This is a genomic window from Methylotuvimicrobium buryatense 5G, from assembly GCF_000341735.1.
Classification (GTDB): domain Bacteria; phylum Pseudomonadota; class Gammaproteobacteria; order Methylococcales; family Methylomonadaceae; genus Methylotuvimicrobium; species Methylotuvimicrobium buryatense.
In genome coordinates, this window is the sequence record NZ_KB455575.1 from 4,473,502 (window position 1) to 4,499,953 (window position 26,452).

The window sequence follows — 26,452 nt, forward strand, 5'->3', positions numbered from 1 at the left end:
AGACAGTGGATTCAGTCTTTTATTGGGTGTCGAAACTGGTTTGGGGCTTATTTGCTCCGGATCATTTGTTGTTGATTTTACTGACTCTGGTTTGCGGGTTGTTTTGGTCAGGCTACCAACAAATAGCGCTTTATGGATTCAGTGCCTTGGTTTTATTATGCTGGGTGATCGCTTTATTGCCGGTCGGTAGTTGGTTGCTGCTTCCTTTGGAAACGAAATTTCCGGCGAACCCGCCGCTGCCTGAGCAATTGGACGGCATTATCATGTTAGCCGGCGCAGAAAAAATCGACGCCAGCTATGCTTGGCAGCAGGTTGAGCTAAAAGCCTATTCGGAACGTGCACTGAGCTTCATGCAGATGGCTAGAAAATATCCTGACGCAAGATTAGTCTTTACCGGCGGATTGGGTAGTAAGCTGGATAAGCAATTTCAGGAAGCCGATGTGGCCGCCCTGCTCTTCGAACAACAAGGTTTCGATATCGGGACAATTCAATTCGAACGGCGCTCAAGAAACACCTACGAAAATGCCTTGCTGGGCAAAGAATTGGTTAGGCCCGAAAAAGGCGAAAAATGGTTATTAATCACCAGTGCTTCGCATATGCCAAGAGCAGTAGGCGTATTTTGTCGGGTCGGTTGGCCGGTCATTCCGTATCCGGTCGACCACTGGACGGTGCCGGGCGAGTCGACAAGTCTCGGTTTTGCGTTCGGAGAAAATTTAGAGCAATTGACTTATGCCGTCCGAGAATGGCTGGGATTGGCCGCCTATCATATCACCGGTAAAACAAGTGCTTGGGTGCCGGATACTTGTTCAAATGAGCCATAACTAATAAAGAAAATAAAAAAATACTTGCAGCGAAAAATATGTTCTGTATAATTTCGGCTTCTTCGCTGGTGTAGCTCAGTTGGTAGAGCAGCTGATTTGTAATCAGCCGGTCGCGGGTTCGAGTCCCATCACCAGCTCCAACAAATTTAAAGGCTTGCAGAAATGCAGGCCTTTTTTGTTTGTGCCTGGGTTTGGATTCAGAGAGAACCTCGCGGAATAGGCGAGGCGCATTTTCGGCAAAAAGAAAGTCATATCAACTTTAACTGTTTTGTTCGAAATATAAGCTGTTGTTCCATATTACTTTTTATTTTCTCTCAAAGGGTTTCCCAAGGTTATCGGCGGTAATTTGGTGACGGCAATGTTTCCGTCGACTTTAATAGGGTTGTCGATGCCGACTTGAATAGGTTTATCGATTACAAGCGTAATAGGTTTATCAGTTATCAAATTCACATTGAGTGGACAACCTGTTAAGGTCAAGGCCAACAAAATAAGCGTCGATTTTGCTGTAAAAGAGAGTTGAAGAAACGTATTCATATGAATTATCCTTCTTACTAGAAAAGTTAAGATACCGTATCTAACAAATATTCTATTTTAGGAACCGAATCGCTGAAAAAATATATAACAGCTAAAGTCTTGACCGAAGTGGGTGAACAAACACCAATGTTCACAAGCATTTCAGCCTTGGCAGGCGGTTTGGGGTCTGCCGATTTGCCGCGAGATGCCAGTTTTTAATTCGGTTTTTAAACGATTCAAGCTTGCTATCTAAAGAATAAAAACCATAAAATCACACAAACCCCTGCTGGAACACCGAGCATCCATAATAGCAATGGTGGCAATACCCTTCCTTCTACCTGGTGACTAAAAGTCATAGCCTTATCTTTTAATTGAATTAATTTTTTCATGGCTTTCTCCAAAAATTGATGTTTTGAAATATTGATGACAATTTTTTATTTGTCTATGCGCCGATGGTCATAAACAGCACCACGAATTGTGATACCAGTCATTTACTGTGAAAGTTCGTAGATGTAGACTCTTTATCTAATTTTTCGATATACAAAAGCTCAGCAACGAAAATGCCGATTCCGAAGAGGGTGCGGTTGCCCGATCGACAGGCGTCGGCGGCAGGGCAGATTTTTGCTCCTGCAAAATCTGCATTCATGCCATCCATGGCAATCAGTCGCCGCCGTCGAGCATAGATGGGCGTATTTACGGCGTCCTGTCGGGCGAGTGACCGCACCCTCCCTACGCCCCGAACTTTCATTTGCCGGGGCGATGGCGAGGTCTTCATGATCGTTACTTTATAATGATATGCACCAAAAAGCTGCCGGTCTGTACGGTATCGAACCTAATCCAACAAGAGTTTCTCTCTGCTCAAGTCGAAGAATTTCTCATAATGCGACTCCGTAAAAAGCAATGAAGTGAAAACCGGCTTCAGTTTCCGCAAAGCCATCATCATGCACATGATCGAGATAGCCCCCAATTTTCCAAGGGTAGGTTACTGACAAATACTGTACTTTTATTGATACTCACTGACTGTCCGCAGATGGCCGAATGAGTCATGTCGCCAATGACTGCTTGTAGACCTCTAGTTCACAGAATCTGGATTTGACTGACTGGCCGGTTTGGAGAAGCGCGAGTGCCAATAATGGGTCGATAACGGAAAATCGATTTATCGATGGTACTGCCGCGCAGGATTAGCAGTTTATTTTTATACATCCACAAAAAATAAAAAAAATGAATTATCGTAAAAAAATACTGCACACCCTGCAGAGCGGTGATTAAATTATTTTTTCAACCCGATATTTTTTCCTCGTCCCGGAAGTGTCGGCGATCGTCAATTGATATCCGGATTCAATTCTGTCGATGTATTTCATTAGAAATTGGCCCAGTCGCGGCCGGTTAATGCCACTAGAGCTCTCGGGCACATCAAATAGCGCCTGAAAAAGTGGTTCGCATGATGTGGTTGCATATTTGACCAGTTGATTGACCGTTACGCACTCCTTGCCAATTGCGTCGTGCCAACATTCGAGGACCCCCGCCAATTCGGACCGGATGAGGTCGATGGTATCCCACCGGCATAGACCGGCGAATGAATCATCTAAACCGGCCCAAACAATTGCACTGCGAATCCAATCCGACCACGATTCAAACGATCCAAATGGCATTAAATTTTGTCGGGGACGTCCCACGATATCGTATGCGCGCAACACGGTTAGCGCCGCAACAGCCAGATTTACAAGGTTTTTTTCGATATATACCTATCGCACTTCAAATTTCGGCATTAGCGTATGGAGGCGTCGGGGTGTTCGGCAAAGGCTTTGCCAGCATGGAGCTGGCATAGAGCCTACATGGGCGTATTCACGGCGTCCTTTGACGGGCATCCCGGCGCCGAATTTTGATCTGCGATGAGTATAATCTGCCAGAGGTCCGAAGCCGAAGCCTGATATATAATACCGAAGCACCATTACTTTTCCTTGAATACCGCTGGATTTACCCAATGTTCGTGTCGAGAAATACGAACAAGCCTTAACGCAATGGCTGGGGCGATTCAAGGCATTGGGCTTTGAATGTTTTGCGCCTTTTATCACCACGTTGGATAACTGGCGGGATAAGATCACCAACTATTTTATTGGACGCGAAACCAGCGGCTTTGTCGAAGGGCTGAACATTAAAATCAAAGTGATCAAGCGCCGCTGCTATGGCATTTATAACCTGGGTCGATTATTCCAGCATATTTGGCTGGATGTACAGGGATGCCGAATCTTGTTTGCGAAACACTAGATATAGAGGTTACCACTGGAAATCCGGAAGAGCCAAAGTCTTAGCAACATGGAAATTTCAAAATACAAATACGAAGGCATTAAGTTACCCTTTATTTGAATCACTGAGCCAAAAAGCCTTCGCCGGTGAACTTTAGCGATGCATGAAAGGCATTATAAGACCACAAAGGACACAGTGAGCACAGAGTGTGGAAGAACATAAATCTCTGTGTACTCTGTGCTCTCTGTGGTTAAAAAACAATAACAATAAGGAAAAAACATGCTTGATCCCCTTCTACTGAGCGGCGCGGCTGCCGTATTTTTGTCGTTAATCACGTTGCTGTTGATCTTGGTGCTACGCAAGGTCAGTGTCTTATCGCGTTCGAACTCCGAACAAATCCGGCTTGAATTGATACAGCTTCTGGAAAGAAACGAGGAAGCGTTGAAAGACGGCTTGAGCGAATCACGCAAGGAACTGCGCGAGGTGAGCACTGAAAACCGGCGCGAAATGAGCGAATTGTTCAAGGATTTTCAGGATACCTTATTGAAAAGGGTCGTTGAAAACGGCAGTGAACAAAATCGGCAGTTAGGTAGTTTCAAAGATGCATTAAATGCCTTATCGGAAAAGCTGATCACCAACTCCAATGACTTCAAGCAAAGCGTCAGCGCGTCATTTCTGGCTTCCAGCGAGTCGTTGAACAAAAAACAAGATGAATTTAGGGAAAAAACGCTGGAAAAATTGGACGCTTTTGAAGAAAGCATCAAGACCGATGCGAAAGAGAACCGTCAAGAACTCAATGCCGGCTTAAAGTCGTTCGAGGAAAAGTCCGCGCAATCGATCCAACAGTTAAGCGAACAACTGCAGGCGCGGTTTTCCGAGTTCAATAAACAGCAGGAGTCCTTCGGAGAGAAAACCATCGGCCGATTGAACGGATTTCAAGAAGGCATTCAAAACGACGCAAAAGACAATCGCAAAGAGCTCAAAGAGGCCTTGAAATCGTTCGAAGACAAATTCGGCGAAGGCCTCAAGGATTTCAACGAACAGCTTCGCTTACGCTTTGCCGACCTGAATAAACAACAACAAGAATCCGCGCAACAGGCCAAAACCAGCATCGCGGAAATCAGAGAAACGATCGAAAAACAACTGAAATCGATCCGCGAAGACAACACGACGCAGTTGAATGAGATGCGCAGAACCGTCGATGAGAAACTGCATGAAACACTGGAAAAACGCCTGGGCGAATCCTTCAAGCATGTCAGCGACCGTTTGGAGCAAGTTCATAAGGGGCTGGGCGAAATGCAGAATCTGGCCGTCGGCGTCGGCGACCTGAAAAAAGTGCTGTCGAACGTCAAAACGCGCGGCATTTTGGGCGAATATCAATTGGGCAACATACTCGAACAAATTTTGTCGCCGGATCAATACGACATCAATGTCGCGACCAAAAAAGGCAGTCAAGCCAACGTCGAATATGCCGTCAAATTGCCCGGCAAGGCCGACGACAAGACGGTCTGGTTGCCGATCGACTCCAAGTTTCCGTTGGAAAGCTATCAATCTTTGTTACTCGCTTTCGAGGAAGGCGATACGGTCAAGATTAACTTGGCGCAAAAGCAACTACTGAACGCGGTCGAGAGCTTCGCCAAGGATATCAGCAGTAAATATATCGACCCGCCGAATACCACCGATTTCGCGATTATGTTCCTGCCGGTGGAAAGTCTTTATGCCGAAATTCTACGGCACCCTGAACTATTTGAAAAACTGCAACGGACCTACCGAATCACGATTACCGGCCCGACCACGCTATCGGCCTTATTGAACAGTCTGCACATGGGCTTTAGAACCCTGGCCGTACAAAAACGCAGCAGTGAAGTGTGGAAGGTGTTGGCGGAGGTGAAGACCGAATTTTTGAAATATGCCGATCAATTGGAAAAGGTGAAGAAGCATCTGCACACCGCCTCCAATTCATTGGAAACCTTGCAAACCACGCGGGCCAACGCGATGGAAAGAAAACTACGCAACGTGGAGACGTTGGAGATAGATCAGGATGTCGAAACACTTGTATTGATTGGAAACGATTCAGAATAAAGGATACCTTAGAAATGAATAAAACTACTTTTTAACGGTGGTATGACTGAAGGTGAAGGTTTAAGTGCTTTTTTTGTGCTGTTACTTTTGATTATTGCGGGTTTGTTTTTTGGATATGCGGTTTATGGCTATTTTTCCGCAGCTAAAAAGATTCGGTTCTATAAAGACTTGTTGGCAAATGTCGATCAAAATGAGTTGGCAGGTAAGCAAAGAGATATACGCAATAAAGCATTGGAACATCAGCCAGGCGACAACATCACGCCGGCACGGAAAATTCTTTGTAGCGCTGAGTTGAAAGACAAGTCGCTGAGAGCGGTCAATTTGTTCTGGATGTTGGCGCCATCCTGGTAAAAAGGCACGAAAAACAGCAAAACGCCCCTTTCAAAACGGACCGCTCACGGCCAAAGCTGCCAACCAGGGGTATTATTTCTCACATAACCCAACAGCTGCTATCAATTCTAAACCAGCCATCCATTTATTGATCCAATCCAAGCGTTCCTACAGATTTCCATCAAGATCTTCTTACATGTGTCTACAAGGCATAGATTTAAAATGATATCGCCTGTTAGTTGTTCAAAATCTGATTCGTTCATTGTCGCTGTAAAAGGGTTTAGATATACCTTTCGCACTTCAAATTTCGGCAGTGCCCGAGGAGGCGCCGGGGTGTCCGACAAAGGCTTTGCCAGCATGGAGCTGGCTAGAGCCTACATGGACGTATTCACGGCTTCCTTACAGCAATTCCCAGTTTGAGCAGTTTCGCCGATCTTAGGGTGTGGGGTATGCCTGTCGAGGAACGCCGTAAATCCACATAAGCGCCAACTTAAGGAAGGAACTCGTCATTCCGCCAGGGATTGGCGGAATCCAGGGCCACGGATGGCAATGCGTAGCACCACATCCTATCGACAACCCATACCGATATGACGAATAAAGCCATAAACGCACCATAGAATAGGCACTAAGTTGGCGCTTATGCCGTAAACCCATCCATGGGGGCTTGGCGGCAGCTCGAACGCCAAGGATGGCGTGAATGCAGATTTTGCAGGAGCAAAAATCTGCCCCTGCTGCCGACATCCTCGCCAAGCATACCCCACACCCTTTTTGATCTCCAAATTGGGAATTGCTGGCGTCCTTTGGCGGACACCCCTGTGCCGAATTTTGATCTACGATGGGTATACATAGCGTAATTGCCTCAAGTTTCCAGTTACATCGAAAGCTCCTTTTTGGATAATTTTTCGTAACTTGAAGATGTCCTTTAGGGTAAAAAACGCACGGAAAAAAAGAGAAAATGAACGTGGTCAGAAAATCCTCGCCATCGATGGCAAGAACGCAGAACACGCGGCTCGTGACGCCATTTCCCGCTGGAAGGCTTGTTGCGTCTCATGATGTCCGAAGGCGACGTTGATGCCATCGAAATCCTATACACAATACGGAAGCGCGTCCCGGAAGCCGCGGCGACGGTCGCGGAACAAATCGACCGCAAGCGCTATGCGCTGGAAATACTGGGCGCAAAAACTATCGTATGCCCGGCCAAACGCATGCAAGGCGGCGGTTTCAAACAATCTGACGATCAGTTACTGCAAATCAAAACGCTGTCGATCTGCATGCGCTTGAAACCAGACTTCCTGACCCTGGTCAGCGGCGACGATCACGCGTCGCTGGTGTGGGAACTTCGGGAACACGGCATTCGCACCGAAGTGGTTGCATCGGTGGATATGCTAGGCAGCCAGCTTCGGCGAGCGTGCTATGCCAAGATAGATCTCGATCAGGTATTCCAAAAACTGCAAGAGGAAATCGCCGGAATCGACGCGCGCCGATTGTTCGATGAAGACGGTCAACTCAGCGAGTTTATCGGCCGAATCCTTGTTGTTTTTTTGGCGTCATGGCGCAATCGTTCGAGTTGGCATTTGAGGCGATGCTGATCTTGATTCAGACATTCCGGTAATCGATAGGCAAGCTGTTTGATTTGTGTGTACGAAGACATGCGTAAAATACAGTCAAAAAGCGGCTGAACCATTTAATTGGAAGGCATGAGCAAATCTGTTCATTTAAATCAGCTCGAACGACTATTTGCTAATCAGCAAAAAATTCCCACAGTTTTCCCATTACAGCGACGAATCTTTCGAAGATACTACACGCCAAGTTGAAACGAACGGCACGGCGGGCGCAAGCCTTTATTTACCGATACAAACCCGTTCAAACCAGTAATTTAATGTATCGATTGAGAATATAAGCGACGGCATTGCCGACCATGCAATTCCGTTTAACCGAACGAACCGCAGGAGAACGACAACATGAACAGACTGCCTGAAAGCGTCACCCAAAAATTCAACGAACTGTTCGCCGTTATCGGCAAAGCCGGCGACGATTTGAAATTGGCGACTGCGGAAGCCGCTATGGCCGGGAACTTCGATCAAGTTTCCGTCGCCAGCGATCATTGCCTACGCCTACAATCTTTGGAAATGGAAATCAAAAACTGCTTGAGTCATTTCGAATCTCAATATCAGCAAAAATCAGTTGAGAGTTGCGTTCATAAAAAAGCCCGGCGCCGCCCTCGCAAGTCGCGCGGTCGATTTAGGGTTACCATTGCCGACAAACTCATCGAGGAAACCACGATTGCCGAAACCTTCGTCAAAACATTGCGCGCGTTCAATCTGGAGCGGGTGGCGAAATTGAATAAAACGCTGAGCGCCGTCCCGCTCATCGCCAAAACGCCGGCGAACGGCTACCAAACGCAGAAGCGTTGCGACGGTTGGTACATTACGACACATGTCAACAAGCATAACGCGACAGCGTTAATAGAAGAAATCGGCAAAGACCTGAATATCCCGGTAAAAGTGGAATTTATAGAACGATAAACGTTCAGGATGTAAATATTTCACCGCAGCCTCGCCGGCGGCGAACAAGAAAAACCGCGTGCGAAACCGAATCGACCGATACAAACGAAAAACCAGAGACCAGAATCATGAGCGAACAAAACACGATTTCCAAGTTGCAAACGCAGAGCAACAAAAACGACGAGAAAGCGCAACTGCGTTTGGCTTTGGAGCGTTATGCGAACCCAAAAGCGGATGATGATGAAGGAGCGGATGAATACCACGCTATGGTGCTCAATTGGTTGCAGAATGCGGCGGAGGAGGACGGACTTGCCGAGGCACAACTGACATTAGGTATTTTATCTCTTATTGCTTCAAGGCCTGAGATTCAGAGCGAAGATTCTCTCTCAAGTATCCTAAATGATTTAGTTCACAGACGCGTAATTTCAGAGCTTTCCATAAAAAAACATGATCCACTTAAAGTAACGGAATTCACGCAATCTATCGCTTTTTGGAGCATAGTCCGCGTCCGCTTTGGGGGCGATAAATTCTTCCTTCAAAAGCATCTGTTCCCAAGTCCGGAGCAGCCTTTCCATTGGTTGACCAAGGCAGCCGAGCAAGAATGCGCGGAAGCGCAATATTGGTTAGGTTATTTGTACTTTTACGGCCTCGGTATTCAGCAGAATAAAACATTGGCTGTCGACTGGTTCAGCAATGCCGCGGCTAACCACTTTGCCGCTGCGCAATACCAACTGGCCTGTTGTTATTACCACGGGGAAGGTCTCGAAAAAAACGATCAAAATGCCTTTTTTTGGGCAAACAAGGCTGTTGAGCAAACAGAGTCCTTTTTTGACACCGATCCAGAGCAAAAACCGGATTATAGCTTGGGTATTATTGATGCCTATTTGTTGTTGAGCAAACTCTACACATTGGGTAACGGCGTCGAGCAAAACAGCGAACTGGCTTACCAATGGTTTATAAAAGCTGCTGAACATTGGCAAGATAAAAGCCCAACAAACGAGTTTCTTGAAAGTCAATTTCGTTCCGCTCAGTTTCTACTATCCCACAAAAACTACGAAGAAGGCATGGGTTACATGCTTAATTGTGTTAAAGGCGGCTACGTCAAAGCCGGCGATTGGCTTATCAAGCAGTATCTATCTAAAGTAATTCCGGAATCTTTGGAAAATCAAAACTCTTATGTTTTTATTTACAGATGGTGTTCCGAAGTTTCAATTGGACACTCCAGCGCTTTGCCCAATTTAATTTTGGGTTTATTACGCGTATCGGGAAAAGGCGTAGATCAAAACGATAGCTTAGCTTTTGAATACTTTAATAAGGCCCATGACGGCTTCGATTCTTCTGATGACCATACCTATGATTTCATCCAATTATTTTTGATGATGTGTTATGCATTGGGCAAGGGAGTAGAAAAAGATTTAGTTAAAGCTGATCGTCTATCTAGGGAATTTGATCCAGGTGAAGTCGGTGAGTTTTTGATGGAAAAACTTTCCCTTAATGTAGATTATGGATTTACCGAGCATAATAGAACACTCGGTTTGTTGAGACTTAACTTATTGACACAAAACGACATCGTTCAAGCGGAGACTTTTTTTGATGATTTTTTTAGTGGAAATAAGGAAACCAATATCGGCTTGAGAAACATTTGCTTGACGAGCCTACAACAAGCCGTCGAACTCGAAGAAAAGAATCGGGAACTCGAAGCCAAAAATAAAAAACTTGAGGAATCCGAAAAAGAGCTGGAAGACACGATGGCTATGTTCGCGCATAAATTCCGCAGTCCGCTGGATGCAATTATTTACAACACCGAACACGAGCATCAGGAAAAACTGTATAAACAGGCGGCACAAACCATGCGCGGCTTGCTGGATATTTTCAGCTTGATTGCCACCGACGCCGATAAACTCCAGGACAGACTCCAACAGGACTGCCTAGGTAATGGCAACCTGATAACCGCATTCGGCAAAGTGCTGAATATGGTTTTGCTGCATCTACTATCGCCTTCTGCAAAGGGCATTATCCGTCAACACTATTTGCGCTATGCCAAAGCGTATGGCCTTTGTGATGTTGGGGTAAGCAGCAAACAGTGGTACGAGGATTGTCGAGATATGGAGCAGCAACTGCAACAAGAGTGGGAGCAGGGTTATGCTCAACTTTTAGGCCAATCCGCAACGCTGGAGCAGCGGTTGACTTGGTTGGAGCGACGCTTTTTCAAGCTGGAACTGCTAGGCTTTGGGCGTGTTGACATCCAATTCGACGAATATGGGATTACGGAGTCGCTATTGACCATTGTGTTGAACGAATTCCTAGTCAATACGTTCAAGTACTATGCTTCTGTCGAAAATATGCCTGTAGTGCTTGAATGGACAAGTCGCGATGGTCATCAGGTGCTAACGTGCAGGAATCCAAGCACACGCCACGAGCGTACACGCATTAAAGGCAGCGGTAAGGGCCATATCTTTTTGTCTGCTCTGGCGCGTAAAATCGGCAGCGAATTTATTAAACCGAAGCCTGCCGACGATTTTGTGGTGGAATTTTCTTTGGGGGATGAACTGTTGATTTCAAACTTGGACGATAAAAAATGAGTTACTTTTTGTGGGTAGAAGATTTTGCATTCGGCGAAAAAACAAGAGATATAAAAGGAACGGCTGATAAATTGTTTGGTGGTATTTATCCGCCAGATACGTTTCACGACGATGAGCGCGATCTAAAGGAATCGTTAAAAAACTACGGCACTTTTCTTGAGTTAAACTTTCAGGACGCTCTTGAATTTATCAACACCCAATTGCATGAAGTTGACTATGTAATTCTGGATATTGATTTACCTGCTTATGCAGAACACGATGAAATCAATGAGACAGTTTCTAGCATACTCAAAGATTTTGAGGGTTATACGCCGAGCGATGATCCAGAGGATGAAGATCAGCTAAAGTCAGTCTGTGGCGAGTTAAAGAAAAATGCCGGGTTTTATCTTTATGCAAAGTTAGTTTTTGAACTTGGCTTTCCTAAACAGCATATTCAGTTTTTCTCCAATCATGGAAACGAGGCTAAGAGCATTAAAGATGCGTTCAAGGCGGCAAAAATTGCTCCTCCAGACATCTGTTATAAAAACGAAGATCGAGTTAGGCAATGGGTTTCCAATTGTTTTGATAGTCCTTATTCACGGCTTCGACGTGGCATTATTGAAGGTTGTAAACAATTAAAGAAATTAAGAAATAATTTGCGTTTTTCAAAATTCAGTGTCGAAGGGAAATTGGCCTTTTTAGACGTGGATGATTATTTGGATGTTTTAGAAAACTTTTTACCGCTTCGTGAGCCAGCTAATAAAACCATTTTTTATAAGCTCTTTATCAGGACTTTAGCGCACGAATGGGAAGAATCGGTTGAACCCAGAAAGCTCGATGACGATCAAGCAACGTTTGCATTTTCATGGATTATGAAAATGACCCGCAATTGGATGGCTCATAATTCTACGGCTATTTTTAATAACTTGACAGAAAAAGACCTTGCTTATTTATTCATTTGCAATATGCGAGCAATTTTCGAGTTAAGTGAAAAAACAATGGGGTATGAGAAAATTCTGTTGTCCTTGTTCAGCAAAGGGGACGAACACGAAGCACTTGAAGAATCAGAGATAATAATTAAAGAAAAACGCATTCCATTGGTTAAATATTACGTTTCTTATTTCAATGAAAAAACTAAGCGTACCCAAGTTCACAATATATTGCATGATTTGCAAAACAACAAATCGAAATTAAAAGCCAAAGGTGATGATTTCTTTATAACTGGACTATATCGCTCTTTTTGGTTTTTAACTTCAGAACATGATGATAAAAAAGATAAGGCTGTAGAAAATAATCGTAATCCAAATCAAGTTTACATCTCAAGACACTATACATTTTATTTGTTCGATTACTGTAAGTCGGAGTTTATATTTAACTTTTCTAGTCATATCTACCACCGCAGTTTCCCCGAGGCCTAACCCATGACCACCCTGCAAACCCAAATCCCCGATCAACTGTTGCAGCAAGCCCAATATTTGGTGCAACAAGGTTGGAACGCCAATATCGACGAATTGATCGCCGAAGCGATGCGGCGTTATCTGGAATCGCATCATGACGCTATAAGCGAACAGTTCTTACGAGAGGATGTCGAATGGGGACTAAAGACATAAGAAAATTAGAGAACTCATCAGCGAGTTGGAAAAAGCCGGGGTTGTTAATCGAGGCGGCAAAGAAGGCATTGCCGCCACTGACATCAGGCAAGGACGATGCGAATAAAATGCTTGATGTGGCTTAACGGTAACGAGGGGGGAGAAAATTCATCATGAACAGAACTGAAATTGAACAAGCGGTGTTGAACGAAATCCACACGTTGCCGCTGGATAAAGTCGAAGCGACATTGAATTATGTGTTATCGCTGAAAAAGTCGGCTAAACCGGCCAACACCGCGCCCGATCATCCTTGTATCGAACAAGTGGAGGGGCAAAGAATTTTGTCTATTATGAAGGATACCGGTTTTCTCGCTAGCATGCCGGATGCCCCGGATTTATCGGAAAATTATAAGGATTATCTCGATTGGGGCGATAAGACATGATGATGACCGATAGCGGTTTTTGGGTAGCATTGGTCAATCCCGACGATCATCATCACGCTACTGCCCTCGATGCCTTATCGGCGATCAATGAGCCGTTGATTACCACCTATCCGGTGATTACTGAAGTGTGTCATTTGCTGCTCAAACGACGAGGCATTCAATCGATGTTGGCTTTTGTCGAAAGTTACCGCCAAGAAGCATTCTCGGTTTTTCAGATCAATGATGCTAAACACAAAGACCCGATCGTTACGCTGATGCAGCAGTATGCCGATTTGCCGATGGATTTTGCGGATGCGTCTTTGGTGCTATTGGCCGAATCTTTGGGACACGGTCGAATTTTGAGCACCGACAAACGGGATTTTCATACCTACCGCTGGAAAAACCATTACCCTTTTTTCAATATGTTGCCTGTTTAAAAACCGGCTATGCGCATTTCAGAAAAACACTCAATCGCGGAAGTCATAAAATCCTTGCTTCCGCACTTACCCTGCTTCGCCGAAGAAGAAGGCGATCATTACAGCGTCAACCGCTGCGACTTGATCAATGCGCTGTGCCAAAAACAACATCTGGATCGGACGCTTGCCGAAAATACGGTCAATTGGTGCGAAGCGCTGCTCGATACCTTGGCGGTTTTGAATATCGATGCCTTGCAACGCGGTGAATGGTGTTTCGTTTCTTTCCCGGCCCAGTTGATGGCTCTGTCCGTGTTGACGGCCCTAAGCGATTCGGATTCGCGCTATTTCGAGCCGAATTTCTGGAATACCCGGGACGTGGATTCCAGCAAGCTAGAACGCCAGCGAGAAGTCTTACAGTTCATCGAGAATCGCCGCAACGATCGTCATCTGAAGCAACAAGCAGAGCCGGTTCGTTATATTCATGTCGCCTGGAGCTTGATCAAGCATGAAGGCAAGGTGCTGTTTTTTCATCGCGAGGATAAAACCCGCCATGAAAAGAATTCGGGAAATTACGGCCTAATCGGAGGTCGCGTCAATCAAAATGATTTCATTGGTTTCAATGGCGATAGTCAAGCCAAATTACGACTCTTGCAATCGGCGGATCGTACATCGATACAGCCGGCGTTGGCGGAAACGCTGAAAAGGGAATTATTGGAAGAAGTCGGTTTGGAATACGAACAACATTATTTATTTCGTCCCTGGCGAGCTTTAAAGCCTTATCGACAAGTGCAAGGTGCCAAATCAAACCACGCCTTGACCGACTATTTTCTGGAGATTTTTGCTATTGAACTGACTTTGGAAGGCTTTTGCTATTTGCAGCAAAAGATTACCGAAGACAAACAACTCGTATGGTTTTCGCTCGATGAAATGGCGCAAGGACGAACACGGGACGGAAAAACCGCCTTTATCGAAGCGCTGTACAAGGATTTTGACGACAACAGGGAGCGCTTGAAAGCGGCTCTGGACGATTTGGACGACAGTTTCAAAACGAATTATCTCAATTGCCAAGATCCGGCAAAATACCGAATCGTATTACCGGAAAATGAAAGCCAACCGATTTGCGCCGGCGCACCGGGCAAGGAATCGGCGATTGACTTGTCGCTGGATCAATCAAGCTTATCGCTGTTATTGGGTTTAGCCGCGCATTTGCGCGAATTTTCTTTTGTTGAAAAAGATACCTCTATCGCATTGCATCCTTATGGTTGGTTAGAAGTGGAAGACGATTGCGAGTTACAGACCGAACTTGTCGAACTGGCCGAGGCGTTTAAGGATTCGAAGGACATCGTGATTGAAAACCAAAAGGACCGTTGGTTCAGGCTGTCGATTTCACCGGATTGCGTGTTTTTCGACGACTCTTATTTTCGCTGTTCTGTCGATCAGAAAGATATGCAAAGCCGTAAAAGCAAGGTGCGGGTGACGGCGATGCGCAGGGAATTCGGCACCCGTTTAGGAACTGTGGGTAAGGATAAGAAAGAAACCAAGGTTCCGATAAATGTCGTTAAGTCTTTGGATAATCTAAACAAGGGCAATCGGAATGACAGCCTTACCGATTCAGTTCGGGATAGTTACAGAAAATCCCAACTGCATGACTGTTTAGCGAAACTTGGAATGAGAGGGCTACTAAGACAGGATGCCGGTGCAGTAAAAATCTATTGCGAGTTTGTGATGAATTGAAACGGCGGATTTATAAAATCCGACCATTAACCCAGATCATTTCTTAATAAGGTAAAGCTTAAAGCGGCGCTGGATTCTAAATCTCTGTCTGCTCTGAAATCTCCAGGGCTTCGTCAACTTCGATGCCGAGATACCAGCAATTCCCAGTTTGAGCAGTTTCGCCGATTTTAGGGTGCGGGGTATGCCTGTCGAGGAACGCCGTAAACCCATCCATGGGGGCTTGGCGGCAGCTAAGCGCCAAGGATGGCGTGTAGTAGGGCAATGCAGGAGCAATTGCCGAGGAGCAAAAATCTGCCCCTGCTGCCGACATCCTCGTCAAGCATACCCCACACCCTTTTTGATCTCCAAATTGGGAATTGCTGCCGAGATACCTGACTGTGCTTTCAAGTTTAGTATGGCCTAGTATACTCATCGTATATCAAAATTCGGCGCCGGGGTGTCCTGTCAAGCGAGTTACCGAACCCTCAACAAAGCTCATAGTTCCAGGACGTTATTTGTCACAAGATCCTAAATTTGAAGCATGGACCTAAATTCGGCAGGCAGTCCACGGAAATCAGGAAATACACAAAAGCAATCATGTGGTTACATAAATCTCTTGAATTACCCTTTGAGTGAGCATCTTGGAAAGTATAACTATTTGAATATTTTCGTGCCTTCTTCGACAGGGCTCTCCTGGGTCGTAGCCGAAGGGCTCAGGACGAACGGTAATTTTACTATTTTTAAGTTTATTGCCGGTCGATCGACAAATCCTCCGCCCAGCAGCCGATAGGTCTACCCAAGGTCAGCGATTCGTCTTCGAAACGGACTAGAAATACGGCCTGTTGCGGTGTCTCTTCTATATGGCCTTTCATCACGATGACGCCTCGCGAGCCGGATGATGCCAAGACTTGGCCTTCGCTGCAATCGGGCATCGATCCGTCGTCGGTAATGTCTTTTGCGGCATAAACGACATCGCCGATTTCAAGTTCTGTTATGTTCACTGTCGTCTCCTGAGAATATTTTGTTGCAAATGCGACAAAGCGATTTGAATTGTCGTTGATCGCGCCCGAAAGCCATATCTGATAAATCGAAATTGCTTATGATTTCAATTGATTGAAGCTTTGTATTGGGTATGGCATGAGCGTTGCTTTATACATTAACAAAATCAATGCCAAATCGTTCAGGAGACTCAATCATGATTACGTTAACCGAAAGCGCCGTCAAAGCGGTGGGCCGATTCATCAGCAGTTCCGACAAGCCGACCGGCGGACTGCGCATCGAAGTAACCGACGGCGGTTGTTCCGGCTTGTCCTATGGATTGCGATTAGAGGAAAAAGAAGGCCAAGACGATACCGTGATCGATTGCGGCGAAGTCAAGGTATTCGTCGATCCGCTCAGTTTGCCGAAATTGGACGGCATGTCGATCGATTTCGTCGATAGTCTGGACGGCTCCGGCTTCAAGTTCACCAATCCGAATGCAGTGAAAAGCTGCGCATGCGGTTCGTCGTTTACTACCGGCGACGCCGGCGGCACCCCTAAAACCTGCTCTTGAAACGCGGAGGATAACGTCATGTGGGATTATTCACAAAAAGTTAAAGACCATTTTTTCAATCCGAAAAATGCCGGCGCCGTGGCCGGCGCGAATGCGATCGGCGAAGTCGGCTCGATCAGTTGCGGCGATGCGCTGCGGCTGACCTTGAAAGTCAACGAAGAATCAGAGGTGATCGAAGACGCCGGTTTCCAAACCTTCGGCTGCGGATCGGCGATCGCGTCTTCGTCGGTGCTGACCGAAATTATCAAAGGCATGACGCTCGATGATGCGTTGAAAGTCAGCAATCAGGACATCGCGAACGAGTTGGACGGGCTGCCGCCGGAAAAGATGCATTGTTCGGTGATGGGGCGCGAAGCCTTGCAGGCCGCCGTTGCGAATTACCGGGGCGAGGAGTGGAAGGACGATCACGAAGAAGGCGCGCTGATTTGCAAATGTTTCGCGATCGATGCGGTGATGATCGAAGAAATGATCTGGGCCAACAAACTTCGCACGGTCGAGGACGTCACCAACTTCACGAAGGCGGGCGGCGGCTGCGCGGCCTGCCACGAGGATATCGAAGGCATACTCGAGCGGGTCTTGAAGGAACGCGGCGAAACCTTCGATCCGAATGCCGCGCCGATCGAAGCCGTCGTGATGGAGAAAAAGCCGCTGACCAACCTGCAGCGCATCAAGAAAATCGAGGAAGTGCTCGAATCGCTGCGTCCGCAATTGATGGCCGACGGCGGCGACGTCGAGTTAGTCGAAGTCGTCGACAACACCGCCTATGTTAATATGACCGGCGCCTGCAACGGCTGTCAGATGGCCGCGATGACGATCGCCGGCATACAACAGCGTTTGATGGAAGTCTTGGGCGAATTCATTCGCGTGATTCCGGCCTCGCAAATGCCTAAGGTCGCTGTCGCGGCGGGAGGCTGATCATGAGCGACATTTATCTCGATAACAATGCCACGACCAAGGTCGACCCGCTCGTCGTCGACGCGATGCTGCCGTTTTTTACCGAACAGTTCGGCAATCCGTCGTCGATTCACAAATTCGCCGACGGTGTCGCGAAGGCGCTCAAAAAAGCGCGGCAACAGGTGCAGGAATTGATCGGCGCCGAGCACGATTCGGAGATCATCTTCACGTCGTGCGGCACCGAATCGGATTCGACCGCGATTCTGTCGGCAATCAAAGCGCAGCCGAACAAGAAGGAAATCATTACGACGACGGTCGAGCATCCGGCAATACTGAGTCTGTGCGAATATCTCGAAAAGGAAGGCTATACGATACACCGCCTGCCGGTCGATAAATGCGGCCGCTTGAGCCTGGACGCCTACAAAAAAATGTTGTCCGACCAGGTCGCGATCGTGTCGGTGATGTGGGCGAACAACGAGACCGGCACGATTTTTCCAGTCGTCGAAATGGCCGAAATGGCCCATGCGGCCGGCGTGATGTTTCATACCGACGCGGTGCAGGCGGTCGGCAAGATTCCGATGATGCTGCAGGATACCAAGATCGACATGCTGTCGATTTCGGGACACAAACTGCATGCGCCGAAAGGCATCGGCGTGTTGTACCTGCGGAGAGGAACTCGCTTCCGGCCGCTACTGCGAGGAGGCCACCAGGAACGCGGCCGCCGGGCGGGCACCGAAAACTCAGCCTCTATCGTCGGTTTGGGCAAGGCCTGCGAATTGGCGCTCGAATACATGGAATATGAAAATATCCAGGTCAAGGCGATGCGCGACCGTTTGGAGCGCGGCATCGTCGAACAGATTCCGCATAGCTTCATCACCGGCGATTTGAACAATCGCCTGCCGAATACGACCGACATCGCCTTCGAATACATCGAGGGCGAGGCAATCTTGATGTTGCTGAACAAAGCCGGCATCGCCGCTTCGAGCGGTTCGGCCTGCACCTCGGGTTCGCTGGAGCCCTCGCATGTGATGCGCGCGATGGATATTCCGTACACCGCCGCGCACGGCACGATCCGCTTTTCGTTCTCGCGTTACAACACGATGCATGAGGTCGACGAGGTCTTGAAAGTCATGCCGGGCATCGTCGCGACGTTGCGGAAACTGTCGCCGTACTGGGACGGCAACGGTCCGGTCGCGAATCCCGAGCAGGCGTTTCAGCCGACCTATGCTTGATTCTCGAAAGCGATTTTAATGTCACCGCAAAACGGCCGGGATGGCCGTTTTTTATCAGTGAAAACCATTAGTCGGAAATGTTTGATAGCAAGAACTGGTGTCTTGTAAGTATTCAGACCCCGTTGGCAAATTACCCCAATTCAGGCGTAATTGTTGGCCTCCCCCTTTGAAAAAGGGGGATTGAGGGGGATTTATTTAAAAAATCTCCCCTAGCCCCTCTTTTTCAAAGAGGGGGACTGAATACTTACGTTGTCTTTTAAATTTTCGTGCGCCGAATTTTCGTTTTCAAGTCGTTTGTTTGTCGTCATGCCTATCCGGCGCATCGGCGCCTTTATAAACCACCCGGTTGTTTTCCCACATCACCGCATATTGGCCGAGCTTGCGCTTTTTCTCTAATGCATTGGCAATGGCTTTATTCAATGCCATTTGAATCACTTGGCTTTCTTGTGAAGGGTGATTTTTGACGAGTTTCATAAGCCGGCCTCATTTAAAAGATGTTGATAAAAAAAATCGTGGATGACATTCCGTTGCTCGTCTTGCTGTTCGAAGATCAGCGTGGTGTGGTCATTGGTATTCATAAAACAGGAGCAGCGATTGACCGCATAACTGAACTCCATTAGTAGGTTACGCAAGCTGCGGGCTGCGGGCAAAGCGGCGTTCAATGTCTTGTGCTGGAATATTGTGGCCGCCATGCGCCACGCGTTCCGCAACTCGGGCTTTGGACATTTCGATCGAAGGCAAAGCCAAATAAATCAATTCAACATGCCAACCGCTTGAGCGCAAGCGATCGATCAGCTTGAGATAACTGCGTCCCGCCAAGGTGGTTTCGAACGCGAAATCCTGTGTTTTGTTAATGCACGACTCTACTTCATTTAAAAAAATTCGGCTGGCGGTGATTAATTCACGCTCAGGAGCAAGCGGGGATAAACCGGCGGCAATCAAGTCGGCATTGATAAAGTGATAACAATGGACAATTTGGGGCAGGTATTCCAGCGCGAAGGTGGTTTTTCCGGCGCCGTTGTGTCCGGCAATGATCCAGCAGGTTGGCATTACTATTTGCTTAAATAAAGTGAAAATTTTTTACCACAGAGTTCCTCAGAGGTTTTGAGTTTTATTCTCTGTGCTCTCTGTCGGTTCTCGGAATATATGGGGAGTTGTTTTATATAACTTTCGGTTGTTACGGCATTGTCTGACAAGTGTCAAAAGCAGATCTGTCTTTTTGTGTAGCCAAAGATGCTTGATTGCAAGGCGTGGTAACGTTTGGCGGACCGATTTAACAATTCCGAGGTTTTCATAATTCTGAAGTTTTTCAAAAATTATGTGATTCGGCTACAGCAAAACAATTTCAGACGGCTGGGACATCGTTCCACACCTCGTCTTCATCGTTGTTCCAATCGTCGAGAGATCGCGTCTGCGCATTCATCAAGTTTTGCCACTCGACTTGCGCTTCGCGTTGGCGTAAGAATAACGCGAAGTCCAAAATTTCCTGCACGAGGGGTTCCGGCATGGGTTTGATGGTTTGAAAAACCTGTTCGGCAAGGTCCATATCGGTAAACTCTTAATTTAATCAGTAGTTAATGAAATATTAGCAAATCGAACTTAATCTAGCCAACATTGAGAGATTGATTGAAGCGTGATTTTATACCCATCTACGATGGGTATATTTAGGACAACGGGAAGATATTGCTGTTACCCAAGCTCCAGCTTGGGTAACCTGATCAGGAAGCTCTAGCTTCCCGACAATCAAAAAAGATTGAACGAGCGAGTCGGGTTTGATTGAGAGTGTGCGGAGGTTGTGTCGGTCACTGGAAGCTGGAGCTTCCGGGGTTTCTTTCCCAAGCTGGAGCTCGGGAAAGAGCATGAATTAATTCGACTCCGTATTCTGGAGAAAGATTTGGGATAAAAGCCATCACGAAGACGATATTCAATCCGTTAGACCTTATGCCGATGTTCCGCAGTTTTTTGCCTCGGTTGAAAACGTTTCCGAAGCGGCTGAATTTGCATTGAAGGAAAAAACCAATTACTCGGCGATCCATCCGGCGATATCCGACCGCTTGGCGGCATTGTCGGCGTCATTCAAGGCTCCGCAAACGCCGGCAGAATCCGCGGCCACTCGATTGCTCGGCGCGATGGAGGCCAAGCTGATCTGTCGATTCAACGACGAGTAGCAAGTCGAGGCGCAGGGAAATTGGCAAGTCAGCCATAACGAATTTCGTTCATGGTCGGAAAAATACCAAGAGCTTCGGGAAAAGGCGATACAAGATTTGAACGATACCGAATTGGACGAGCTCATTACAGCGGCTAACCGTTTGAACGACTATGCACTTTTTAATAGCGCGAACCGGGAACTGTTGCGCCGCTATCCTGAAAACTCAAGCGCCGCAATCAATTGTTTCTGGTACCGGTTGATCATTGAAAAAGATGAAAGCCAACTGGCGGATATTGAGAAATGGATGGAAAAGTTCCCCGAATATTTGCCCAATCTGTGCCGCTACGCGATCGAGTTTTATAACGATGCAGGGCGTGAGCAAGAAGCCGAGCCTTTTTACGAGCGTTTGGAAAATTGGGAATATCTGCGTAATTCCGCGCAGGAGGAGAGGTCGTTGATTCTGGAAGCCGACGAATTCATTCCTCACGGTCTAGACCCCGACATCGTCGCCGATTTTGTCGGCTATTTCGATCGGCATCCGGTCATTGCGAAGGTGTATCTGGTGCAAAAATCGGTCAAATACATGCCGGAATATCCCTGCTATGTGATCGCTTACCGAACCAAACCCAAATTTTGGCAGACGCAGGCAAAAGTCGACGAACAAGTTTCATCGTTCATCGATAACTCCGGTTTGTCGCAAGACTATATGTTCATCTCCGCCGACTCGGTGAAAGGATTGGAATCCAAGCTGAAAAAAGTCGAAGGTTCCGGTGTTTATCTCAGAAAATAACCTAACGATCATGACGATACTCATCACCCAGGATAATGAAAGTATTCAGAGTGGTGTGAGGCTGCGGTTATTCGTGTAACCGGCGCTTTTGTAGTGAGCGTAACGAACGAAAAATGCGTCCGTGTTTACGGCCTTGCTATGCATTTTTATCTACTAGCCGACCCGTTACATATTTATGTAGGATGCTAGACATTAATGTTTGATATGGTAAACCTTCAATCAGAGCTTTTTCCTGCAACAACTCTAAATCCAATTCTGACATTCGAATATTTACACGCTTGTCTTTCCTGAAGGTGTTTTTTGCTGCAGCCTTATATTTATTAATTTCGTCAGGGCTTGCAACTGAAACCCACTCATCAGATTCATAAGACTGAAGTAGTTCCTTCTCTTCCCGGGATAACTTATTCATCATTCACCTCGATATATTTCTTTGTGGCCTTCCTGCTTGGAATGATGGTTTTCAGGAAGAACTCTGTTTCGTTTTCAACGAATGGCACAAGGTAGGCATAGTTTTCGATGTTGACTATGAACATACGCTGCTTAGGATATTTTGCAGGATTCGGGTGCTTCACCACATCCAAAAGCCCTTCATTATCAATGTGATAGATAACTCTCTCGAACGATATACCTCGTTCCCGAATTAGCTGCTCATTCTTCTCTGAGTTCCAAGCGAAGTGATTTATGCTTAAAATTTAGCACAACGTGTGCCTACTGCAATCATTTTGTTAGGGTTCATTTCCGCCTTTTTGTGTAACATAGTCCATCACAGGCTTGTTGCCCCTTTCGGCATTACAATGAAGGCAGGCGGTAATAAGATTACCAAATGAATTATCCCCACCCCTTGAAACTGGCTGTATGTGGTCTAGGGTTGGACTGAACTTTGTGAGCGCAGTAGGATGCGGTTTGTACCTCACCGTATCCTCCCGCGCTGGAATTTGAACTTTGATTTAAATGGAGAGTTTTTAGATTCAATGTAGGTCAGGAATTAAGGGCTCTGACCCCTTAAATGTGATCCTATTGCCGCGATTCCATCGAGGCTATTTGCTAAACCGAAATGTGTAGGTCGTCCCGCCGCTTGCAGACATAGCGATTTGCGTAAGGTGAAATATCTTCAGCTACTTCTACGGCAGTAATCTCAAAAGTTATTATGGCAGGACCGACTATTAAGTAAAATAAATGCTCTTTACTTAAAATAAAGTTATCTAATTTTTGTTCAATATGTTCTGGTTCTATAAGAAATAAAAATTCATCTATATCATTTATTTTACCTTTATTTAAAGCATAGCCGTTTCCAACTAACTCAAACTCATCCCCATAAACATTTTTTACTACGATGCAGTTGAAAGCATCGTCATGATCCTCAATATAGCAAAAATGCTTACCATATAATTTTTTAAGGATAATAAAAATATCATCCCTTTTTAATAATATAAGTTCATCAATACCATTATTAAAAATTAATTCTTTAATGTTTGTTGAAAGCGAAAGGGTATCGACTATGTCTTTCCACAGTCTCACTATTGCCTTGTTCGTCGTTCCATCATAATCTGTGTAAACAAGACTCCAGTTAATATCACAGTAAAGCAGAAAGAACGCGATAATCCTAAACTCTTGTATTCCATTCTGTATAGCGGCATCAAGAGGATGGCACATAAGGTAATTAATATCACCCCCAGCATCTACAAGCATTTTGGCAATTCTTAATTTAAGAATACCAAAATCATTTTCTTCATAGCGTTTTTTTAGCTTATTTTGTCGTAAAGTACATTGACGCTGTGAAATTTCACCATGTCGAAACTGGTTCCCGACTATTAAAAGCTCATCTAAATAACATCGGCATTGATTCAATCTAGCACTTACAAGCCGGGTAAAAATAGATACTACATCTTCTACTTTGTTAGGGTTTGCGCCTATCTCAAGGAGAAGTTCTACAAGTTCAATATCTGTACTATCTACAGCATATCTTAGAAATTGACCTTCGCTCAGGCCGGGTGTTGATTTTGAATAATGTTACATTCTAAGGTAAGGTTGTGATTTTTAAATAGAGCAAGGAAAACCAATGGCTGAAATTATAGCGCGTAACGGTAACGATCTGACGGTTCAAGTCACTATAAAACTGACCGGCAGTTTAATGGAGATGGAAAATACGATATTGGATGGCTGTAATGAAATAGGCTGTTTGGCAACCACAGAAGCGTTGAAAATATTTGATACGGATGGGGGGCCAATAAAATTGGGTGATACTAAAATGACAGCTCGAGACAAGGACAACAAAACCTATCAAACGCCATACGGCAGTGTGCAGCTGGGGCGCTATGTTTATCAAACCTCAAAAGGCGGCAGAATTTATTGCCCTCTGGAGCACAAAGCACGGATTATCCGGGGTGCAACGCCAAAATTTGCCCAACAACTGTCGCATAAATATGCCAACATGAATGCACCGGCGGTCTGTTTGGATTTAGAAGACAATCATCATCGAAAAATAGCGCATTCTTATTTGCAGGATGTGAGCGATTGGGTGGGTGGCATTGCGGGGGCCAAAGAAGAGCTTTGGGAATATGACATTCCGCCCTTGGATGAAGCGATAACGACCATTGTCGTCAGTCTTGATGGCGCTTATGTATTGATACGTGAGGACGGTTACCGGGAAGCGATGGTGGGCAATATTTCGCTTTATGATGTGACCGGCAAACGTCAGCATACCATCTATATCGGTGAAGCCCCCGAATATGGGAAAGGCACATTTTTTCAGCGTTTGGAAAAAGAAATTGTTACCGTCAAAAAACACTATCCCGATGCCCTCTATTTAGGTATTGCCGATGGTGCAAAAAATAATTGGTCGTTTTTAGAGCAACATACCAGTCGTCAATTACTGGACTTTTTCCACGTCACTGAGTATCTGGCAAACGTCGCTTATGCTGCCTATCCAGGAAAAACGGACAAACCCAAGCGCATAATTTGGCTAGATGAACGCTGTAAACAGCTAAAACGTGAACCCGGTGCAGTCGAAACACTGATCAGTGAAATGGAAAAATTGGCCCAAAAAACCAGCCTGACAAAAACAGTCAAAGAGAATTTGGAGGCCGCGCTAACCTATTTTAAAAACCATAACCAGATGATGGATTATGCAATGCATACAGAAAAAAACTTACCTATTGGCTCAGGCGTCACCGAAGCTGCTTGCAAGACGCTGGTGAAGCAACGGCTTTGTGGTTCAGGTATGCGCTGGAAAAACCAAGGGGCTAAAGTGATTTTATCTTTACGTGCATTGGTTCAGTCTAAAGGAAGATGGCAACAGTTTTGGGATAAGATTGATCAATATGGTTCCCATGTGTGCGTATAATTCACATTATTCAAAATCAACACCCCTCAGGCCAATATCACAATTTGGATCAGCACCTTGTTCGCACAGACTTTTAGCTAAAATCTTGTCTCGTTTTTGTAAGGCGACAGCAAGGCGCTTATTTAAGGTTGCAATGGAAGGCATGTTTGATACCGGTTATTAATAGTAAAGCCTAGATTTCTTAAATTAACCTGTTATGGCTTTAATCATTCCATTTGAATATTCAATTGGGGTTATAACATACAACGGTTCATCAGGCACTTTAACGGCTCCTGTGTTTTTTATTGGGCAATAAATTTGATTAACAGATTCAATTTGTTTGAAGACTTCTTCAAACAAATCCAAACCAAGTATATCGATGTCTGAGGAATGAACAACACCGGAAAACGATTCCGATTCACTTTTAACCGAGCTAACAATTTTGGTTTGATAGCGGTCAGGTATTGGTTGCCATACTGCGTTTTGAAAATCTGATGACGCCAATATTTTTAAAGCCGCAGTTTTTTGTTCATCGCTGCCATTTAAAAAATATCCTCGTCCAGCAATCGCATCAACAAATCCTGCTTCTTTGTCGAAGCAAAACCACAAATTTATACAAAGCTCTGACTTGTTCATAGGTTTCCTTGAGTATATGCCGGTTAGGTATTGAATAGCGCAAGAACTCGCCACAAAATATAGAAAAACACACCAATAATGAATAGTAAGTATTGCAGATTACTTGCTCGCTCCATTTTCTCAACGAATGGCTCAAGTCGCTTTTGCATCTGCTGGAACGTCTCATCGGCCAAGAGAGCCTTTGCGTTTTCGATCATGTGTTGTCGATGTAGGTGGAGATGACGAACGCCAAAATAAAAACTGCCACACCATGCGTGCAAGGCAACAATAACCAAAATTAAGTCTGTGGAAAGAACCTTGCCTTCCATTTGTTTTAGTGCATAAGCTATTGCCGCTCCAGAAGATGCAAGCAAAAAGTATATGTATTTGCTCAGTTCTTCGGCAAGTCGCACTGCGAGCGAGTTTACGTCTTCTTTCAAAGCAGAACTCCTTTAATACCAAAGGGAATTAGTTAAGTTAACGAGCGGAATGGTCAAGTCTTGCAATCAATCATTTATAAAAGACCAGTAAAAGACTAGCACGCGTAGCTCCAAATAGCGAAGCCTATTCGGAGGAACAAACGCCTTCATTCGTCCGATTACGTTTCGCTAATCGGACCTATGGCCCTGAATGTTTTGACTGTGGCCAATGCACATCGAAACGTTCGGGGCGGTTCGGCTCTTGCCCAAGCTCTGCTTGG

34 protein-coding genes and 1 tRNA gene are annotated in these 26,452 nt (G+C 45.8%); 21 read left to right on the plus strand and 14 right to left on the minus strand.

Annotation, left to right across the window (positions count from 1 at the left end; translation table 11 throughout):
- Positions 1–5: 5 nt before the first annotated feature.
- Together METBU_RS24830 and METBU_RS0120095 are read left to right on the plus strand one after the other, a co-directional pair.
- Positions 6–821 carry a YdcF family protein gene (locus METBU_RS24830; RefSeq protein ID WP_017842324.1) on the plus strand — a complete coding sequence of 272 codons (816 nt, stop codon included), beginning with the start codon at positions 6–8 and terminating at the stop codon, positions 819–821.
- A gap of 64 nt (positions 822–885) precedes the next feature.
- Positions 886–961, plus strand: a tRNA-Thr gene (locus METBU_RS0120095).
- Between the two features lie 157 nt (positions 962–1,118).
- On the opposite strand, the gene METBU_RS0120100 is transcribed toward METBU_RS0120095, so the two are convergent.
- Positions 1,119–1,355, minus strand: coding sequence for a hypothetical protein (locus METBU_RS0120100; protein ID WP_014147281.1), 237 nt, complete (start codon positions 1,353–1,355; stop codon positions 1,119–1,121).
- Between the two features lie 72 nt (positions 1,356–1,427).
- Between METBU_RS0120100 and METBU_RS29270 the strand changes: the two genes are divergently transcribed.
- Positions 1,428–1,553 (plus strand): hypothetical protein, encoded by a 126-nt coding sequence (locus METBU_RS29270; protein ID WP_412768471.1) that lies wholly within the window; start codon positions 1,428–1,430, stop codon positions 1,551–1,553.
- 26 nt (positions 1,554–1,579) lie between these two features.
- On the opposite strand, the gene METBU_RS28280 is transcribed toward METBU_RS29270, so the two are convergent.
- Together METBU_RS28280 and METBU_RS28285 are read right to left on the minus strand one after the other, a co-directional pair.
- Positions 1,580–1,723, minus strand: coding sequence for a hypothetical protein (locus tag METBU_RS28280; protein WP_162472910.1), 144 nt, complete (start codon positions 1,721–1,723; stop codon positions 1,580–1,582).
- Between the two features lie 98 nt (positions 1,724–1,821).
- The gene (locus METBU_RS28285; RefSeq protein ID WP_175421701.1) at positions 1,822–2,109 is read right to left on the minus strand and encodes a hypothetical protein; all 288 of its coding nucleotides are present in this window, start codon (positions 2,107–2,109) and stop codon (positions 1,822–1,824) included.
- Positions 2,110–2,910: 801 nt separating this feature from the next.
- On the opposite strand from METBU_RS28285, the gene METBU_RS28845 reads away from it, so the two are divergent.
- The 12 genes from METBU_RS28845 to METBU_RS0120180 all read left to right on the plus strand — a co-directional run bounded on the left by METBU_RS28845 (position 2,911) and on the right by METBU_RS0120180 (position 15,219).
- Positions 2,911–3,162 carry a hypothetical protein gene (locus METBU_RS28845; RefSeq protein WP_235726431.1) on the plus strand — a complete coding sequence of 84 codons (252 nt, stop codon included), beginning with the start codon at positions 2,911–2,913 and terminating at the stop codon, positions 3,160–3,162.
- A gap of 143 nt (positions 3,163–3,305) precedes the next feature.
- The gene (locus METBU_RS0120125) at positions 3,306–3,602 is read left to right on the plus strand and encodes a transposase (protein ID WP_083877801.1); all 297 of its coding nucleotides are present in this window, start codon (positions 3,306–3,308) and stop codon (positions 3,600–3,602) included.
- Between the two features lie 258 nt (positions 3,603–3,860).
- Positions 3,861–5,663, plus strand: coding sequence for a DNA recombination protein RmuC (locus tag METBU_RS0120130; RefSeq protein WP_017842330.1), 1,803 nt, complete (start codon positions 3,861–3,863; stop codon positions 5,661–5,663).
- 42 nt (positions 5,664–5,705) lie between these two features.
- The gene (locus METBU_RS0120135; RefSeq protein WP_017842331.1) at positions 5,706–6,014 is read left to right on the plus strand and encodes a hypothetical protein; all 309 of its coding nucleotides are present in this window, start codon (positions 5,706–5,708) and stop codon (positions 6,012–6,014) included.
- Between the two features lie 1,028 nt (positions 6,015–7,042).
- Positions 7,043–7,582, plus strand: a complete 540-nt coding sequence (locus METBU_RS25515; protein WP_017842332.1) for an NYN domain-containing protein — start codon at positions 7,043–7,045, stop codon at positions 7,580–7,582.
- A gap of 372 nt (positions 7,583–7,954) precedes the next feature.
- Positions 7,955–8,518, plus strand: coding sequence for a hypothetical protein (locus METBU_RS0120145; RefSeq protein ID WP_017842333.1), 564 nt, complete (start codon positions 7,955–7,957; stop codon positions 8,516–8,518).
- Between the two features lie 107 nt (positions 8,519–8,625).
- The gene (locus tag METBU_RS25520; RefSeq protein ID WP_017842334.1) at positions 8,626–11,079 is read left to right on the plus strand and encodes a tetratricopeptide repeat protein; all 2,454 of its coding nucleotides are present in this window, start codon (positions 8,626–8,628) and stop codon (positions 11,077–11,079) included.
- Entirely contained in the window at positions 11,076–12,476 is a 1,401-nt protein-coding gene (locus METBU_RS28290; protein WP_017842335.1) for a hypothetical protein, read from the plus strand. Before METBU_RS25520 ends, METBU_RS28290 begins: the two co-directional genes overlap by 4 nt.
- A 3-nt stretch (positions 12,477–12,479) precedes the next feature.
- On the plus strand, positions 12,480–12,668 hold the full coding sequence (locus tag METBU_RS0120160) for a ribbon-helix-helix domain-containing protein (protein WP_017842336.1): 189 nt from the start codon (positions 12,480–12,482) through the stop codon (positions 12,666–12,668).
- Positions 12,669–12,820: 152 nt separating this feature from the next.
- Positions 12,821–13,090 (plus strand): hypothetical protein, encoded by a 270-nt coding sequence (locus tag METBU_RS0120170; protein WP_017842338.1) that lies wholly within the window; start codon positions 12,821–12,823, stop codon positions 13,088–13,090.
- Entirely contained in the window at positions 13,087–13,506 is a 420-nt protein-coding gene (locus METBU_RS0120175; RefSeq protein WP_017842339.1) for a type II toxin-antitoxin system VapC family toxin, read from the plus strand. The genes METBU_RS0120170 and METBU_RS0120175 overlap by 4 nt, the downstream gene beginning before the upstream one ends.
- Positions 13,507–13,515: 9 nt before the next feature.
- Complete coding sequence (locus METBU_RS0120180) at positions 13,516–15,219, plus strand: NUDIX hydrolase (protein WP_017842340.1); 1,704 nt, start codon at positions 13,516–13,518, stop codon at positions 15,217–15,219.
- 725 nt (positions 15,220–15,944) lie between these two features.
- Here the strand turns inward: METBU_RS0120180 and METBU_RS0120190 are convergent.
- Positions 15,945–16,199 (minus strand): nitrogen fixation protein NifZ, encoded by a 255-nt coding sequence (locus METBU_RS0120190; protein WP_017842342.1) that lies wholly within the window; start codon positions 16,197–16,199, stop codon positions 15,945–15,947.
- Positions 16,200–16,393: 194 nt separating this feature from the next.
- Here METBU_RS0120190 and METBU_RS0120195 point away from each other — a divergent pair, with 194 nt between their 5' ends.
- The 3 genes from METBU_RS0120195 to nifS are packed head-to-tail and all read left to right on the plus strand — an operon-like array spanning position 16,394 to position 18,876.
- Entirely contained in the window at positions 16,394–16,750 is a 357-nt protein-coding gene (locus METBU_RS0120195; RefSeq protein ID WP_017842343.1) for a HesB/IscA family protein, read from the plus strand.
- An 18-nt stretch (positions 16,751–16,768) separates the two neighbouring features.
- The gene (gene nifU / locus METBU_RS0120200; RefSeq protein ID WP_017842344.1) at positions 16,769–17,665 is read left to right on the plus strand and encodes a Fe-S cluster assembly protein NifU; all 897 of its coding nucleotides are present in this window, start codon (positions 16,769–16,771) and stop codon (positions 17,663–17,665) included.
- Between the two features lie 2 nt (positions 17,666–17,667).
- Positions 17,668–18,876 carry a cysteine desulfurase NifS gene (gene nifS / locus METBU_RS0120205; protein ID WP_017842345.1) on the plus strand — a complete coding sequence of 403 codons (1,209 nt, stop codon included), beginning with the start codon at positions 17,668–17,670 and terminating at the stop codon, positions 18,874–18,876.
- Positions 18,877–19,161: 285 nt separating this feature from the next.
- Here nifS and METBU_RS0120210 read toward each other — a convergent pair whose 3' ends face one another.
- The 4 genes from METBU_RS0120210 to METBU_RS0120225 all read right to left on the minus strand — a co-directional run bounded on the left by METBU_RS0120210 (position 19,162) and on the right by METBU_RS0120225 (position 20,422).
- Positions 19,162–19,350 carry a hypothetical protein gene (locus METBU_RS0120210; protein WP_017842346.1) on the minus strand — a complete coding sequence of 63 codons (189 nt, stop codon included), beginning with the start codon at positions 19,348–19,350 and terminating at the stop codon, positions 19,162–19,164.
- Complete coding sequence (locus METBU_RS28505; protein ID WP_017842347.1) at positions 19,347–19,454, minus strand: hypothetical protein; 108 nt, start codon at positions 19,452–19,454, stop codon at positions 19,347–19,349. Before METBU_RS28505 ends, METBU_RS0120210 begins: the two co-directional genes overlap by 4 nt.
- A 46-nt stretch (positions 19,455–19,500) precedes the next feature.
- Complete coding sequence (locus METBU_RS0120220; protein ID WP_017842348.1) at positions 19,501–19,926, minus strand: AAA family ATPase; 426 nt, start codon at positions 19,924–19,926, stop codon at positions 19,501–19,503.
- A 295-nt stretch (positions 19,927–20,221) separates the two neighbouring features.
- Complete coding sequence (locus METBU_RS0120225; protein ID WP_017842349.1) at positions 20,222–20,422, minus strand: DUF2281 domain-containing protein; 201 nt, start codon at positions 20,420–20,422, stop codon at positions 20,222–20,224.
- Between the two features lie 457 nt (positions 20,423–20,879).
- On the opposite strand from METBU_RS0120225, the gene METBU_RS28300 reads away from it, so the two are divergent.
- Positions 20,880–21,044 (plus strand): hypothetical protein, encoded by a 165-nt coding sequence (locus METBU_RS28300; protein WP_017842350.1) that lies wholly within the window; start codon positions 20,880–20,882, stop codon positions 21,042–21,044.
- A 96-nt stretch (positions 21,045–21,140) separates the two neighbouring features.
- Complete coding sequence (locus tag METBU_RS0120235) at positions 21,141–21,815, plus strand: hypothetical protein (protein WP_017842351.1); 675 nt, start codon at positions 21,141–21,143, stop codon at positions 21,813–21,815.
- Between the two features lie 136 nt (positions 21,816–21,951).
- Here METBU_RS0120235 and METBU_RS0120240 read toward each other — a convergent pair whose 3' ends face one another.
- The 3 genes from METBU_RS0120240 to METBU_RS0120255 all read right to left on the minus strand — a co-directional run bounded on the left by METBU_RS0120240 (position 21,952) and on the right by METBU_RS0120255 (position 23,663).
- Positions 21,952–22,224 carry a hypothetical protein gene (locus METBU_RS0120240; protein ID WP_017842352.1) on the minus strand — a complete coding sequence of 91 codons (273 nt, stop codon included), beginning with the start codon at positions 22,222–22,224 and terminating at the stop codon, positions 21,952–21,954.
- Positions 22,225–22,540: 316 nt separating this feature from the next.
- Positions 22,541–22,729 carry an HNH endonuclease gene (locus METBU_RS29275; protein ID WP_040575367.1) on the minus strand — a complete coding sequence of 63 codons (189 nt, stop codon included), beginning with the start codon at positions 22,727–22,729 and terminating at the stop codon, positions 22,541–22,543.
- 130 nt (positions 22,730–22,859) lie between these two features.
- Positions 22,860–23,663, minus strand: coding sequence for a hypothetical protein (locus tag METBU_RS0120255; RefSeq protein WP_138767206.1), 804 nt, complete (start codon positions 23,661–23,663; stop codon positions 22,860–22,862).
- 211 nt (positions 23,664–23,874) lie between these two features.
- Between METBU_RS0120255 and METBU_RS0120260 the strand changes: the two genes are divergently transcribed.
- The gene (locus tag METBU_RS0120260; protein ID WP_017841684.1) at positions 23,875–25,158 is read left to right on the plus strand and encodes an ISKra4 family transposase; all 1,284 of its coding nucleotides are present in this window, start codon (positions 23,875–23,877) and stop codon (positions 25,156–25,158) included.
- Positions 25,159–25,164: 6 nt separating this feature from the next.
- Here METBU_RS0120260 and METBU_RS28305 read toward each other — a convergent pair whose 3' ends face one another.
- The 3 genes from METBU_RS28305 to METBU_RS0120270 are packed head-to-tail and all read right to left on the minus strand — an operon-like array spanning position 25,165 to position 26,192.
- Positions 25,165–25,302, minus strand: a complete 138-nt coding sequence (locus METBU_RS28305) for a hypothetical protein (protein WP_175421700.1) — start codon at positions 25,300–25,302, stop codon at positions 25,165–25,167.
- Positions 25,303–25,344: 42 nt separating this feature from the next.
- On the minus strand, positions 25,345–25,773 hold the full coding sequence (locus tag METBU_RS0120265; RefSeq protein WP_017842355.1) for a hypothetical protein: 429 nt from the start codon (positions 25,771–25,773) through the stop codon (positions 25,345–25,347).
- Between the two features lie 23 nt (positions 25,774–25,796).
- The gene (locus tag METBU_RS0120270; RefSeq protein ID WP_017842356.1) at positions 25,797–26,192 is read right to left on the minus strand and encodes a hypothetical protein; all 396 of its coding nucleotides are present in this window, start codon (positions 26,190–26,192) and stop codon (positions 25,797–25,799) included.
- Positions 26,193–26,452: the final 260 nt, after the last annotated feature.

What these genes read in the sequence shown, in the direction of transcription:
- METBU_RS0120100 (WP_014147281.1), bottom strand. Translation starts at nt 1,355, where the DNA reads ATGAATACGTTTCTTCAACTCTCTTTTACAGCAAAATCGACGCTTATT.
- METBU_RS28280 (WP_162472910.1), bottom strand. Translation starts at nt 1,723, where the DNA reads ATGAAAAAATTAATTCAATTAAAAGATAAGGCTATGACTTTTAGTCAC.
- METBU_RS28285 (WP_175421701.1), bottom strand. Translation starts at nt 2,109, where the DNA reads ATGAAGACCTCGCCATCGCCCCGGCAAATGAAAGTTCGGGGCGTAGGG.
- METBU_RS28845 (WP_235726431.1), top strand. Translation starts at nt 2,911, where the DNA reads ATGAATCATCTAAACCGGCCCAAACAATTGCACTGCGAATCCAATCCG.
- METBU_RS0120130 (WP_017842330.1), top strand. Translation starts at nt 3,861, where the DNA reads ATGCTTGATCCCCTTCTACTGAGCGGCGCGGCTGCCGTATTTTTGTCG.
- METBU_RS0120135 (WP_017842331.1), top strand. Translation starts at nt 5,706, where the DNA reads ATGACTGAAGGTGAAGGTTTAAGTGCTTTTTTTGTGCTGTTACTTTTG.
- METBU_RS25515 (WP_017842332.1), top strand. Translation starts at nt 7,043, where the DNA reads ATGATGTCCGAAGGCGACGTTGATGCCATCGAAATCCTATACACAATA.
- METBU_RS0120145 (WP_017842333.1), top strand. Translation starts at nt 7,955, where the DNA reads ATGAACAGACTGCCTGAAAGCGTCACCCAAAAATTCAACGAACTGTTC.
- METBU_RS25520 (WP_017842334.1), top strand. Translation starts at nt 8,626, where the DNA reads ATGAGCGAACAAAACACGATTTCCAAGTTGCAAACGCAGAGCAACAAA.
- METBU_RS28290 (WP_017842335.1), top strand. Translation starts at nt 11,076, where the DNA reads ATGAGTTACTTTTTGTGGGTAGAAGATTTTGCATTCGGCGAAAAAACA.
- METBU_RS0120160 (WP_017842336.1), top strand. Translation starts at nt 12,480, where the DNA reads ATGACCACCCTGCAAACCCAAATCCCCGATCAACTGTTGCAGCAAGCC.
- METBU_RS0120170 (WP_017842338.1), top strand. Translation starts at nt 12,821, where the DNA reads ATGAACAGAACTGAAATTGAACAAGCGGTGTTGAACGAAATCCACACG.
- METBU_RS0120175 (WP_017842339.1), top strand. Translation starts at nt 13,087, where the DNA reads ATGATGATGACCGATAGCGGTTTTTGGGTAGCATTGGTCAATCCCGAC.
- METBU_RS0120180 (WP_017842340.1), top strand. Translation starts at nt 13,516, where the DNA reads ATGCGCATTTCAGAAAAACACTCAATCGCGGAAGTCATAAAATCCTTG.
- METBU_RS0120195 (WP_017842343.1), top strand. Translation starts at nt 16,394, where the DNA reads ATGATTACGTTAACCGAAAGCGCCGTCAAAGCGGTGGGCCGATTCATC.
- nifU (WP_017842344.1), top strand. Translation starts at nt 16,769, where the DNA reads ATGTGGGATTATTCACAAAAAGTTAAAGACCATTTTTTCAATCCGAAA.
- nifS (WP_017842345.1), top strand. Translation starts at nt 17,668, where the DNA reads ATGAGCGACATTTATCTCGATAACAATGCCACGACCAAGGTCGACCCG.
- METBU_RS0120210 (WP_017842346.1), bottom strand. Translation starts at nt 19,350, where the DNA reads ATGAAACTCGTCAAAAATCACCCTTCACAAGAAAGCCAAGTGATTCAA.
- METBU_RS28505 (WP_017842347.1), bottom strand. Translation starts at nt 19,454, where the DNA reads ATGAATACCAATGACCACACCACGCTGATCTTCGAACAGCAAGACGAG.
- METBU_RS0120220 (WP_017842348.1), bottom strand. Translation starts at nt 19,926, where the DNA reads ATGCCAACCTGCTGGATCATTGCCGGACACAACGGCGCCGGAAAAACC.
- METBU_RS0120225 (WP_017842349.1), bottom strand. Translation starts at nt 20,422, where the DNA reads ATGGACCTTGCCGAACAGGTTTTTCAAACCATCAAACCCATGCCGGAA.
- METBU_RS0120240 (WP_017842352.1), bottom strand. Translation starts at nt 22,224, where the DNA reads ATGAATAAGTTATCCCGGGAAGAGAAGGAACTACTTCAGTCTTATGAA.
- METBU_RS0120260 (WP_017841684.1), top strand. Translation starts at nt 23,875, where the DNA reads ATGGCTGAAATTATAGCGCGTAACGGTAACGATCTGACGGTTCAAGTC.
- METBU_RS28305 (WP_175421700.1), bottom strand. Translation starts at nt 25,302, where the DNA reads ATGCCTTCCATTGCAACCTTAAATAAGCGCCTTGCTGTCGCCTTACAA.
- METBU_RS0120265 (WP_017842355.1), bottom strand. Translation starts at nt 25,773, where the DNA reads ATGAACAAGTCAGAGCTTTGTATAAATTTGTGGTTTTGCTTCGACAAA.